Raw genomic sequence first — 13145 nt, forward strand, 5'->3', positions numbered from 1 at the left:
TAAGAAGGCAACAACGTCGGGCATGCCCGACGCTGGTCCTGTATGAATTCACAGGAGTGTACCGAAATCCTGCAAGCTTTGCACCTGCCCTGCACTACCGGGTTTTGATCACCAGACGATTGCTCTGTTTGACCTCTTCCATCACCACGTAGGTACGGGTGTCGTTTACGCCCGGCAGGCGTAGCAAGGTTTCACCCAGCAGCTTACGATAGGCGGACATATCAGGTACGCGCGTTTTCAGCAGGTAGTCAAAGTCACCTGAAACCAGGTGACACTCTTGAGTTTCCTCAAGTTTTTGCACTGCGGCGTTAAATTGTTCAAACACATCAGGCGCGCCACGATTCAGAGTAATCTCAACGAATACCAGCAGTGAAGCGTCCAGATAATGTGGGTTGAGCTGAGCGGTGTAACCCAGAATGAAGCCCTGACGCTCCAGGCGACGCACGCGCTCAAGACAAGGTGTCGGCGATAATCCAACCCGTTTCGATAGCTCGACATTGGAAATACGACCGTCTTTCTGCAGCTCATTCAGAATATTTCTGTCGATACGATCTAAATCTTTTCCGGGGCGTTTCTTATTGTCTACCATTATTATTGTCTCTCTTAATTCCTTCCCTTTACCTGCCACACCCTGAAAACGCTCATTGTTCAGGGCCTTACTGAAGTGAAGACATTAAGCCTGTGCAGTGATGCATCCATCCGTATGACGCATGTTGTCTGTCCACACCATGCGTCATTACCAATGTCAGGCTGAGTTTATTCGGCTAAAAAGCCCAAAACAGAAAGGAAATTCTGTCTCGAATCGCTAAATATTCTCTGCTTCTCCCAATGTTTTCGCAAAAGCACAGGCGATTGTCAAAGTAAAACATCCAAATTCAGTACAAGATGCCAGATAGAGATCTGGGTTGCTGTTTTTAAATGAGAATTTTTATGCTGCTGCACCACTAATTGCCGAGCATTGCCCCCTTTTAGCGCAACGCGCGTGCAGAATCTCCGCTCATCGTCTACGCCATTTGCAGTGATTGTTAACAAAATTGCTGAAACCTTTTTTTGCAGCGTTAATTTCCCTACAATCAAAAACTATGTTGTCAAAAAAAATTGAGGAACGTATGAGTACGGCCAAACACAGTAAGCTGCTCATTCTGGGCTCCGGTCCTGCCGGTTATACCGCTGCGGTTTATGCAGCGCGCGCTAATCTGAACCCGGTTTTAATTACCGGACTGGAAAAAGGCGGCCAGCTCACCACCACTACCGACGTAGAAAACTGGCCGGGTGATCCCAACGACCTGACGGGGCCAGCGCTGATGGAACGCATGCAAGAGCATGCCGAAAAGTTCAACACCGAGATCATTTTTGACCATATCCATACCGTTGATCTACAGAACCGCCCGTTCCGTCTGGTGGGAGATAGCGGAGAATACACCGCGGACGCGTTGATCATTGCGACAGGCGCATCAGCACGCTATCTCGGCTTACCTTCTGAAGAGGCCTTCAAAGGTAAAGGCGTCTCAGCCTGCGCCACCTGCGATGGTTTCTTCTATCGCAATCAGAAAGTTGCCGTGATAGGCGGGGGTAACACCGCGGTTGAGGAAGCCCTCTATCTGGCAAATATCGCTGCTGAAGTACATCTGATTCACCGGCGCGATAGCTTCCGCGCCGAAAAAATTCTCATCGATCGTCTGATGGAAAAAGTACGCAGTGGCAATATCGTTTTGCACACCAACCGTACACTCGACGAAGTGGTTGGCGATCAAATGGGCGTAACGGGGGTAAAACTGCTGTCGACTCAAGGCGAGGCACCAGAGTCCCTCGACGTCGCGGGCCTCTTTGTCGCCATCGGCCACAGCCCAAATACTGCGATTTTTGATGGTCAGCTGGATTTAGAAAATGGCTATATCAAAGTGCAGTCCGGCTTGCACGGCAATGCCACGCAAACCAGTATTCCTGGGGTGTTCGCTGCCGGTGATGTTATGGACCATATCTATCGCCAGGCGATCACTTCCGCTGGCACCGGTTGTATGGCAGCACTGGATGCCGAACGTTTCCTCGATGGCTTGGTTAAAAACGATAAGTAAGTTGTTAATAACCTGATCATAATCGCTACGAGGCGGCCAGTTTTGGTCGCCTTTTTTGTTACCTGCATGCTACAGTTCAGGCGCCCGACATTGCTGGGTTTTCATCCGGGATTCATATCTCTTTTGAGTTACCAAACGGCATCGCATGAACAAATCACGGCAACAAGAACTTCTCCGCTGGCTTCGTCAGCAACGGCATCATGGTGCGCGCAGCTTACGCGTGGCTTCACTGTTGGGTTTTGCTGGCGCATTAGTGATTATCGCGCAAGCCTGGCTACTGGCGTCGCTTTTACAAAATCTGATTGTGGCGCAACAGCCTCGCGCAACGCTTCTCAACGATTTCCTGCTATTACTGCTGTGCTTTGTTCTACGAGCAGGTTTGCACTATGCACGCGAAATGGCAGGGCATCGTGCTGGCGTCGCGATTCGTCGTGCGCTACGTCAGCAGGTGCTGGATCGGCTCAGTGCATTAGGTCCTGCCTGGATACAGGGCAAGCCCGCTGGTAGCTGGGCTACACTGCTGCTCGAACAAATCGAAGAGATGCAGGAATATTACGCGCGCTATTTGCCGCAAATGTCACTCGCTGTCTTGATTCCGCTGGCCATTTTGATTGCCCTATTCCCAATCAATTGGGCAGCCGGGCTGATTCTACTCGTGACCGCGCCGCTCATTCCGCTGTTTATGGCAATGGTCGGTATGGGGGCAGCGGATGCGAATCGTCGTAACTTCCTGGCCCTGGCAAGGCTTAGCGGCGATTTCTACGATCGTTTGCGGGGTCGTGAAACGCTGCGCCTGTTCCATCGTGCCGCCGCCGAAGAGCAGGCACTCGCCAATAGCACTACAGATTTCCGCCAGCGCACCATGGAAGTGTTGCGCCTGGCTTTCCTCTCCTCCGCCGTGCTGGAGTTTTTCGCTTCTCTGGCGATAGCGGTCGTGGCGGTCTATTTCGGCTTCTCCTATCTTGGCGAATTAAATTTTGGCCATTACAGTACCGGCGTAACGCTCTTTGCCGGATTCCTGGCGTTGATTTTAGCACCGGAGTTTTTCCAACCCTTGCGCGACTTAGGCACCTTCTATCACGCTAAAGCCCAGGCGATTGGTGGAGCAGATGCGCTGGATCAGTTTCTCCGCGAAAGCCCCGATACCGTCACTGAACAAGATTCGACAGTGCTTTCCCTCGCTGCACCGCTGGTGATACAGGCGAAGAATTTGGTCGTGGTGACCGCCAGAGGCGAGGCATTATCGCAGCCGCTGAATTTCACCCTTGCTGCCGGTAAGCGTGTCGCCTTGGTAGGACAAAGCGGTGCAGGGAAAACGGCGTTGATGAACGTACTGCTGGGCTTCCTGCCTTACCAGGGTTCTCTGTGGATAAATGGTCAGGAACTGCGGGAGATCAATCGCGATAGCTGGCAACACCATCTCGCATGGGTAGGACAAAATCCGCATTTACCTGCCTTAACGCTGCGTGAAAACTTGCTGCTGAACAACCATGTGGATGACGTCACGCTTAAAGCTGTGCTTCAGAAAGCGGGAGTAACTGAGTTTTTAGACCGTCTGCCACAAGGATTAGATACCGTTCTGGGCGATGGAGGAATTGGCCTTTCCGTTGGTCAGGCGCAGCGTGTTGCTGTTGCGCGTGCGCTACTTAAACCCGCGCAACTGTTGCTGCTTGATGAGCCCGGATCTGGCCTTGATAGTCAAAGTGAACAACACGTTATCAACGCATTACACGAGGCGGCAACACAACAGACCACGCTCATGATCACCCATCAACTTAACGATCTGGAGAACTGGGACGAAGTGTGGGTCATGCAGGCGGGACAGTTGATCCAGCAAGGTCATTGGCAGCAGTTGATTGCACAGGATGGACCGTTACGCCAGATGGTTAAACATCGTCTGAAGGAGATCGCATGATGAACAGCTTATTGCCCTTTCTGCGTCTTTTTCGTCGTCACCCGTGGCGACTGGGACTTGGCATTATTCTCGCGATCGTCACCTTACTCGCTAGCATTGGACTACTAACGCTATCAGGCTGGTTTCTCGCCGCATCTTCCCTGGCGGGTGTCGCTGGACTTTACAGCTTCAATTACATGCTGCCTGCCGCAGGCGTGCGAGGTGCGGCTATTACGCGGACGGCAGCACGCTATTTTGAGCGTTTGGTAAGCCATGATGCCACCTTCCGCGTACTACAACATTTGCGGGTATTCACCTTCAGCAAACTTATTGCGTTGGCACCTGAACAGTTAGCGCGTTTTCGTCAGGGTGAATTACTGAACCGCTTCGTCAGCGATGTGGATACGCTAGATCACCTTTATCTGCGGGTGATTTCCCCCCTGGTTGGCGCAGCCGTCGTCATCGTGGTCTTCACCTGCGGTTTAGCCCTGCTGGATGTCCCGTTAGCACTGCTGTTGGGAGGCGTCATGCTACTTACGCTGCTACTTATGCCACCGCTTTTCTGGCGTTTAGGTACGGCATCTGGACATCAAATTGCGCAACATCAATCCCGCTGGCGCATGCAATTAACACATTGGCTTACCGGATTATCTGAGCTGAAGATCTATGGCGCAGCGCAGCTATGGCGCAAACATCTCAATCTAGAAGAGTTCCGCTGGCAACAGGCACAACGCCGGCAGCATCGTTTGCAGGCGCTGGCGCAAAGTCTGTTAATGCTGATCAGTGGAGCTACGGTCACGCTTCTGCTGTGGATTTCTGCCAACGGCGTAGGCGATAATTCTGCTCCAGGTGCACTGATTGCGCTGTTTGTATTCTGTGGATTAGCGGCCTTTGAAGCCCTTGCACCGGTTGCCGCCGCCTTTCTGCCTCTGGCGCAGGTGAGCGGCGCTGCACAGCGCGTGCAGGAGATCATTGAACAACCCGCAGCCATTCGTTTCCCCAGCGTTAAGGTTGAAAGCGCTGCGGGTATTCACTTAAAACTGGAAAACATCTGCTTCAGCTATCCGCAACGTCCAGAACCCGTATTACAGCATTTCTCCTTATCACTTCGTGCTGGCGAACATGTGGCACTCCTTGGGCCGACTGGCTGCGGCAAATCGAGTCTGTTAGCCCTGATTACCCGAGGATGGGAAGCACAACGAGGCTCAATCACGTTGAATGACATCGCGCTGGCTGATTGGGATGAAGCAACGTTGCGAAGCCGCATTAGCGTCGTTACGCAGCGCGTACATTTGTTCAGCCAAACATTGCGCGATAATTTGTTGCTGGCCAAACCAAACGCCACTGATGAGCAGTTAGTTGAGGTGCTGCATCACGTTGGTTTGCCACAGCTTGTCGAACAGAGCGAAGGTTTGAATGCATGGATGGGTGATGGCGGCCGACCGCTATCCGGCGGCGAAATGCGTCGCCTGGCGATTGCTCGTGCATTGCTGCACGATGGCGATTTATGGTTACTCGATGAGCCCACCGAAGGTTTGGATGCCAGCACCGAACAGCAGATTCTTGCGCTGTTGCGGCACGTGAGCAGCGGTAAAACGTTGATTATGGTGACGCATCGCTTGACCGGTTTAGACGCAATGGATCGTATTTGCGTGATGGATCAGGGGCAGATTGTTGAATCCGGTACCCACGCCGAATTAATCTCAAAAGCAGGCCGCTACTGGCGTTTCCATCAGCGCTTTACGCTATAGTCTTAGCCAACAGCACTGAGTGTGATTAATGCAATGAGACTGATACAGCTTTCACGGGATTCATTAAATTTCCCCCCCCCTGAAATGGCACTGCGCGAGCCAAATGGATTATTGGCGATGGGCGGCGATCTCTCCCCTGCCCGTTTAATGAATGCTTATCAGCGTGGCATTTTCCCGTGGTTTTCTCCTGGCGATCCCATACTTTGGTGGTCGCCGGATCCTCGCGCAGTGATGTTGCCGGAATCATTCCATCTCAGCCGCAGTATGGCGCGCTTCCATAAGCGATCGCCTTATCGTGTCACCATGAATCATGCCTTTCCTCAGGTGCTGGAAGGCTGCGCCAGCAATCGCCAGGAAGGTACCTGGATCACTTTTGAAGTGAAACGCGCCTGGTTACGTTTATACGAATTAGGCCATGCGCATTCGATTGAGGTGTGGAACGATCAGCAACTGGTAGGTGGCATGTATGGATTGGCGCTGGGACAAATCTTTTGCGGCGAGTCGATGTTTAGCCGCCAGGAAAATGCCTCAAAAACTGCGCTTTGGGTGTTCTCGCAGCATTTTCTTGCTCATCATGGGCGGTTAATAGATTGCCAGGTACTGAATCCGCATACTGCCTCGCTGGGAGCGGTTGAAATCCCCCGTGTCGATTACTTACAGTACGTGCAAAAGCTGGCGTGGCAACCCGTTTTAGATCATTGCTGGCAAACACAAACCCTTTTTTGACATTGCTCCCAGATGTTTTGCACACAATTCCCGACAAAAGTGATACAATAAGCGAGTTTGGTATGTCGTCCGCGCTTCGCTGTGGCGAGCCGGAATTGCCAGGTTGGGAATCTCACACATTTCCCGAAGCTGTTTTGATTGTGCACCTGATGCCGATTGCTACAGATTCTTAGCCCGCTAATCCCCCGCAGACGTCAAAAAACACCCTAATTTATCCGTACTGCACGCGCAACGGCGCGACGCACGGCGAAGCGTTGGCAAAATCATCAACGGTTCTTTACATAAATCATGGAATTCGGCATTATCTTGCCGGTTCAACAGTTTGGTAGTACACCCAGAGGATTCGATGGCCAAAGAAGACAATATTGAAATGCAAGGTACCGTACTGGATACGTTACCGAACACCATGTTCCGCGTAGAGCTTGAAAACGGGCACGTGGTTACCGCTCATATCTCCGGTAAAATGCGCAAAAACTACATCCGCATCCTGACGGGCGACAAAGTGACTGTCGAGTTGACCCCGTACGACCTGAGCAAAGGCCGCATTGTCTTCCGTAGTCGCTAAGTAACTGTTCACACCTCGCGTTGGTTACCTTTATTTAGCGCGAAAAAAAGGCCGGATTCGCATCCGGCCTTTTTCATATCTACGCCACAATCAGTGAACGGTACCTTCGGTTTTACGTTTTTCCGCACTCAGGAAATGATAAGTAAGCTGGTTTTTCTCTTTATCCAGCGCGACTGACACCGATCCACCATCAACCAGCGAACCAAACAGCAGTTCATTCGCCAACGGTTTCTTCAGATTTTCCTGGACGGCACGTGCCATCGGACGCGCACCCATCGCTTTGTCATAACCTTTATCAGCCAGCCAATCTCGCGCATCATCACTCACTTCAAGCGATACGCCCTTAGCATCCAGCTGGGCCTGCAACTCGACGATAAATTTGTCCACTACCTGATGAATCACCTCCTGTGACAGGTGACGGAACCAAATAATGTTATCGAGACGGTTGCGGAACTCTGGCGTAAAGATCTTTTTAATCTCTTCCATCGCGTCTGTGCTGTTGTCCTGATGAATCAGGCCAATCGACTTACGTTCCGTTTCACGCACGCCAGCATTGGTGGTCATCACTAGCACCACGTTGCGGAAATCTGCTTTGCGGCCGTTGTTATCGGTCAGCATACCGTTGTCCATCACCTGCAGCAGCAGGTTGAACACATCCGGGTGTGCTTTCTCGATTTCATCCAGCAACACCACAGCATGTGGATGCTTAATCACCGCATCGGTCAGCAAACCACCCTGATCGAAGCCGACGTAACCCGGAGGTGCACCGATCAAACGGCTAACGGTGTGACGCTCCATATACTCGGACATATCAAAACGCAGCAGCTCAATGCCCAGCGCTTTTGCCAGCTGAACCGTGACTTCGGTTTTACCCACACCCGTAGGTCCAGCAAACAGGAACGAACCCACCGGCTTACGATCCTGCCCCAAGCCTGCTCGGCTCATTTTGATTGCTTCAGTTAGTGCTTCAATCGCATTATCCTGACCAAACACCAGCATCTTCAGGCGATCACCGAGGTTTTTCAGCGTATCACGATCGGTTTGTGACACGCTCTGCTCGGGAATACGTGCAATACGCGCCACCACCGTTTCAATATCAGAGACATTGACCGTTTTCTTACGCTTACTCACCGGCACCAAACGCGCACGCGCACCAGCTTCATCAATCACGTCAATTGCCTTATCGGGCAGATGACGATCGTTGATATATTTCACCGCCAGCTCCACCGCCGCACGCACCGCTTTCGCGGTATAGCGCACGTCATGATGCGCTTCGTACTTCGGCTTCAGACCATTGAGGATCTGCACGGTCTCTTCCACAGAAGGCTCGGTGATATCGATCTTCTGGAAACGACGCGCCAGCGCACGATCTTTCTCAAAGATGTTGCTGAACTCCTGATAAGTAGTTGAACCCATCACGCGGATTTTACCGCTGGAGAGCAATGGCTTGATCAGGTTTGCCGCATCCACCTGGCCACCCGATGCCGCACCGGCACCGATAATGGTATGGATTTCGTCAATAAACAGGATGCTATTGCTGTCCTGTTCCAGCTGTTTCAGCAGCGCTTTGAAGCGTTTTTCAAAATCACCCCGATATTTAGTACCGGCCAGCAGCGAGCCGATGTCGAGAGAGTAAATGGTGCACTCTTTCATCACCTCAGGCACGTCGCCCTGCACAATACGCCAGGCAAGACCTTCAGCAATCGCGGTTTTACCTACGCCCGATTCGCCCACCAGCAGCGGGTTATTCTTACGACGACGGCATAATACCTGTACGGCACGCTCCAGCTCTTTATCGCGGCCGATCAGCGGATCGATTCCGCCGACACGAGCAAGCTGATTAAGATTGGTGGTGAAGTTTTCCATACGATCCTCCCCGCCTGCTTGCTCTTCGTTAACCGGATTCTCCGCATTGTTCTGCGGCTGGCCGGGTTCATCTTTACGCGTACCATGGGAGATGAAGTTCACCACATCGAGACGGCTCACTTCGTGTTTCCGTAGCAGATAAGCCGCTTGTGACTCCTGCTCGCTGAAAATCGCGACCAGCACATTGGCGCCGGCGACTTCGCTGCGACCGGAGGACTGGACGTGGAATACTGCACGCTGCAGCACACGCTGGAAGCTGAGCGTAGGCTGGGTATCGCGCTCCTCTTCAGTGGCTGGCAGCACCGGTGTGGTTTGTTCGATGAAGGCTTCGAGTTCCTGACGCAGAGCCACGATATCCACCGAACAGGCTTCCAGTGCCTCTCTGGCCGACGGGTTACTGAGCAATGCCAGCAACAGATGCTCGACGGTCATAAACTCATGACGGTGCTCGCGCGCTCTGGCGAAAGCCATGTTTAAACTGAGTTCCAGTTCTTGATTGAGCATTTGGCACCTCCCACAATTATCGCTCTGACAACCTATTTCCTATATGGAGATGGTCTCAGGCTTTTTCTAGCGTACACAGCAACGGATGTTCATTATCTCGTGCGTAATTGTTCACCTGGGCTACTTTGGTCTCCGCCACTTCTGCAGTGAATACACCACAGATTGCTTTTCCATGGTAGTGAACTTTCAACATCAGCTGCGTTGCACGTTCAATATCATAAGAAAAGAACTTTTGCAGAACGTCAATAACAAATTCCATAGGTGTATAATCGTCATTATTCAGAATGACTTTATACATTGAAGGCGGCTTTAACCCTTCGCGTACTTTATCTTCGGCGAGATGTTCAAAATTAAGCCAGTCGTTTGTGTTTGCCATAATGTTCCGTCGAAATTCTGCGTTACGGTTGTGCACATTTCTGCGCCCATTCCTAAAGTTTAACATGCCTGTCAAGCCGGCTTTTACTTGCTAAAAAGTGGCCCTAAAAGCACATGCGCGACCTGTATCACAAAATTTGCAATAGCGTTAACTGCCTCAAATTTTGATGAATTTATCCCCATCCGCCAGGGCCGTTTGCTTGACGATAAGGTCCGTTTCTCTACATTCTACTAACACAAGCTGATTGAGTTTTAAACAAGCTCGACTCACAGCTTCAATGACCTCACCTACTTATCAAAATGTCTTGCGAGGGAAGTAAAAGCATGGAGACGGGTACAGTAAAATGGTTCAACAACGCCAAAGGCTTCGGTTTTATCTGTCCGATTAGCGGCGGCGACGATATCTTCGCACACTACTCCACGATCCAGATGGAGGGATACAGAACGCTGAAAGCTGGCCAGCAGGTTCAGTTTGATGTCCATGAAGGACCAAAAGGCAATCACGCCAGCTTGATAGTGCCCTGTGAAGCCACGCAAGCCGCGGTCGCTTAACGCGCATGCTGTTTCACGTATTCTGACCACTCCCGAAAAAAAATGCCAGCCGCAGACGCTGGCATTTTTATTTGGCGAACTCCGCCTTCCTTAATCTGCTCGACCACGCGCTAACCACATTACGCGGGAAAACAACTGTTCAAGCAGAGGCGGGATGGCGCCAGGCCCACGTTCTGCCGCGGCCATGGCAACGGCAATCGCTAACTCAGGCTTTGAGCTGTGTTGAATCGCTTTAGTAATAATACGCCGCGGATTCATGGGGACGTTTAACGGCAGGTGCGCCATTTGATGATAAATATCGCTAAAACCCTGCTTGTAGAGAAAATGTTCAATGTCCGGTGCCGGAAATTGTGTGAGATGTTCCTCTTCGCGACCGTGCGAAGGGAGCTGACTGCGGGCGGTAGCAGCATATTTGCTGCCCGCCTGATCTCCATCGGTGAGAACATGCCAGGCGATGCCCATTCGTTGGGCAAACTTCAGTAAAGGCTTAAGACCCGACTGCGCAAACTCAATCACTTTTACGCCTTCCGCCGCAAAGTGATAGCCGTGTTGCCGTGCCAGTTCATTAATGATCCACACTTCCGTTTCGCCCTCCACCAAAAGCCAGCAGCGGGCAAAGAGCGCGGAGGGACGATTAACACGAATATGAAAACCGATGCGACGACTCTCTTCAGCACTCAAGCCTTCAGGACCAATGCGCCATGCCGCCACGCGGGTAGGTTCACGCACCAGGCGACACACGTTCTCCAGCGGTACTTGCGAAAGCAGTTCACCCGAGTTGGTGGTCGCAATTTTTTGGAGTGGCATCAGCTCCAGTAAATTCCACGCCACTGACAGCATAATAGGATGCAGCCGCGTTTCAGGATCTTCCACCAACAGCAGCGGGTGCGCACCCGCGGGCAGCGCCTCGTTACCGTGTGCCTGAATAAGTAATGAAAACATGCGCAGCAAAATCACCTGACGGCTCCGCGATTCCGTGCCCGCAATAAGATGGTTGAGCTTGTCGAGTGAGCGCCAACCCTGGCTCCCCTCCCGCATTTCCGGGGCAACCCTTACCGCGCTACTACTTGATTGCTGCACCAGAAAATAGTGCTCCAGCAGTTGCTGCATGGTGTGTAATCCCTGCCGAAGAAGATCATCACTGAGAGTCTGCGGCCGCACGACCAAATCTCGCGTCAGTTTTTCCACTTCCTGCGCTAACGCTGTCAGCGTTGTGGCACGATATTCAGCGTCGTGTTCAGTATGCCGGGCCCGGCGGCCAAACCGCGCATCACGTAACCGCAGCACCGGATAATAAGCGCGCAGGTGTGCCAGCGCTGCGTCGGTGCCCGGCATGGGTAACACATCACCGCGTTGATCGATAAAACGCCACGAGGTTTTTACCCCCTGATCCTGACGTTTAGCGCGCGTACTAAAACGGATAAAGCGTCCCTGCTCATCGCGCTGCCAGAAGGGCTGAAACACAGCGTCTTCCTCGTTGCTCTGGGCGCGAAAACAAAATATCAGCTGCAACTGCCGCATGCGGGCATCCACATCGCCAGGCGGGAAATGAAAGTCGTGCTCGGTGAATTGATAAGGTTCAGCGGCCGGTGCCAGCAATAGCGTCAGCGCGTCCAGCAGGCTCGATTTACCCCAGGCATTTTCCCCAATCAACAAATTGGTAGCGGTGAGCGGCAATGACAGCCGATTAATACCGCGAAAACCGTGAATTTCGATATGTTCCAGAATCATCATACAATCCATCCGCTGCTTTGCCTGAGCATGGTCCGCCGCGTGGCGTTGGTCAAGTCAGTACCGGGGGAAAAGGTTTACACTTCAACTGTTTTTCGCTAGCGTGGCAACCCTTCACACATGGATAGAAACCCAACATGTACGGATTGATCATCATCCTTTTGCCGCTGATTCTCGGCTACCTGCTGCCGCTGCGGAATACCACCCTTTTGCACGCCGTCGCCCGCACATTAAGTGCGCTGGTGTATATCATTCTGTTCTTCATGGGCACCAGCCTGGCCTTTCTGGATAACCTCAGCAGCAATTTGCTCACTATTTTCCACATCGCGCTCGTCAGCATGATGAGCATTCTTGCCTGTTCGCTGCTGGCTTTGTGGCTACTGGAACGACGCTGGCCGTGGCATCATCAGCACAAACCCCAGACGCTGCCGTCGCGCCTGCATATGGCACTGGAATCACTCAAGCTTTGCGCATCGGTGCTGGCGGGTTTTCTTCTGGGGTTGAGCCAATGGGATCCGCTGCGTCACGCCACCACCATCAGCGAATATGCTTTAATGCTGATGCTGTTGCTGGTCGGTATTCAACTGCGCAGCAGCGGTATGACGCTGCGTCAAATCACCCTTAACCGTCGCGGGATGGTGGTGGCAATGGTGTCGCTATGCAGCGCGCTGTTTGGCGGCATCCTTGCCGCATTTCTGCTGGATTTGCCGATCAAAACCGGTCTGGCGCTGGCGAGCGGTTTTGGCTGGTATTCGCTTTCAGGGATTTTGATCAGCGAATCGTTCGGCCCGGTGGTGGGTAGTGCGGCCTTCTTTAACGATCTATTACGTGAACTGATCACCATAATATTCATCCCGCTGTTGATCACCCGCCAGCGCAGCATGACGCTGGGACTGAGCGGCGCAACCTCAATGGATTTCACCCTGCCAATCCTGCAACGCACCGGTGGTATAGAAATTGTCCCGGCTGCGATTGTGCACGGTTTTATTATGAGCCTGCTGGCCCCTATCCTGATTGCGCTTTTCTCAGCCTGAATAGTGAAGCGCATTTTTTCACGGCTGCGCCCCAGCGACATCGTCTACGCTTTCTGACTGACACGTTTCCGC

11 protein-coding genes are annotated in these 13145 nt (G+C 52.3%); 7 read left to right on the forward strand and 4 right to left on the reverse strand.

What is annotated here, in order from left to right; genetic code table 11:
- Positions 1–94: 94 nt before the first annotated feature.
- A complete protein-coding gene (gene lrp / locus CRO19_RS02070) occupies positions 95–589 on the reverse strand; it encodes a leucine-responsive transcriptional regulator Lrp (protein ID WP_006118610.1) in 495 nt (164 codons plus the stop codon).
- A 520-nt stretch (positions 590–1109) separates the two neighbouring features.
- Between lrp and trxB the strand changes: the two genes are divergently transcribed.
- The 5 genes from trxB to infA all read left to right on the forward strand — a co-directional run bounded on the left by trxB (position 1110) and on the right by infA (position 7011).
- Positions 1110–2075, forward strand: a complete 966-nt coding sequence (trxB, locus tag CRO19_RS02075) for a thioredoxin-disulfide reductase (protein WP_097097562.1) — start codon at positions 1110–1112, stop codon at positions 2073–2075.
- Positions 2076–2220: 145 nt separating this feature from the next.
- On the forward strand, positions 2221–3990 hold the full coding sequence (gene cydD, locus CRO19_RS02080) for a heme ABC transporter permease/ATP-binding protein CydD (RefSeq protein WP_097094378.1): 1770 nt from the start codon (positions 2221–2223) through the stop codon (positions 3988–3990).
- Positions 3990–5720, forward strand: a complete 1731-nt coding sequence (gene cydC / locus CRO19_RS02085; RefSeq protein ID WP_097097563.1) for a heme ABC transporter ATP-binding protein/permease CydC — start codon at positions 3990–3992, stop codon at positions 5718–5720. Before cydD ends, cydC begins: the two co-directional genes overlap by 1 nt.
- A gap of 33 nt (positions 5721–5753) precedes the next feature.
- A complete protein-coding gene (gene aat, locus CRO19_RS02090; protein WP_097094379.1) occupies positions 5754–6446 on the forward strand; it encodes a leucyl/phenylalanyl-tRNA--protein transferase in 693 nt (230 codons plus the stop codon).
- 346 nt (positions 6447–6792) lie between these two features.
- A complete protein-coding gene (infA, locus tag CRO19_RS02095) occupies positions 6793–7011 on the forward strand; it encodes a translation initiation factor IF-1 (protein ID WP_002211347.1) in 219 nt (72 codons plus the stop codon).
- Between the two features lie 90 nt (positions 7012–7101).
- On the opposite strand, the gene clpA is transcribed toward infA, so the two are convergent.
- Positions 7102–9381, reverse strand: a complete 2280-nt coding sequence (gene clpA, locus CRO19_RS02100) for an ATP-dependent Clp protease ATP-binding subunit ClpA (protein ID WP_097094380.1) — start codon at positions 9379–9381, stop codon at positions 7102–7104.
- 55 nt (positions 9382–9436) lie between these two features.
- Entirely contained in the window at positions 9437–9757 is a 321-nt protein-coding gene (gene clpS / locus CRO19_RS02105) for an ATP-dependent Clp protease adapter ClpS (RefSeq protein ID WP_007887621.1), read from the reverse strand.
- A gap of 323 nt (positions 9758–10080) precedes the next feature.
- Here clpS and cspD point away from each other — a divergent pair, with 323 nt between their 5' ends.
- The gene (gene cspD, locus CRO19_RS02110) at positions 10081–10308 is read left to right on the forward strand and encodes a cold shock-like protein CspD (RefSeq protein WP_007887624.1); all 228 of its coding nucleotides are present in this window, start codon (positions 10081–10083) and stop codon (positions 10306–10308) included.
- A 90-nt stretch (positions 10309–10398) separates the two neighbouring features.
- Here the strand turns inward: cspD and CRO19_RS02115 are convergent, their stop codons facing one another.
- Positions 10399–12039 (reverse strand): DUF2813 domain-containing protein, encoded by a 1641-nt coding sequence (locus tag CRO19_RS02115; RefSeq protein WP_097094381.1) that lies wholly within the window; start codon positions 12037–12039, stop codon positions 10399–10401.
- Between the two features lie 137 nt (positions 12040–12176).
- Here CRO19_RS02115 and CRO19_RS02120 point away from each other — a divergent pair, with 137 nt between their 5' ends.
- Positions 12177–13073, forward strand: coding sequence for a LysO family transporter (locus CRO19_RS02120; RefSeq protein WP_097094382.1), 897 nt, complete (start codon positions 12177–12179; stop codon positions 13071–13073).
- Positions 13074–13145: the final 72 nt, after the last annotated feature.

Source organism: Candidatus Pantoea floridensis (assembly GCF_900215435.1).
Lineage (GTDB): Bacteria > Pseudomonadota > Gammaproteobacteria > Enterobacterales > Enterobacteriaceae > Pantoea > Pantoea floridensis.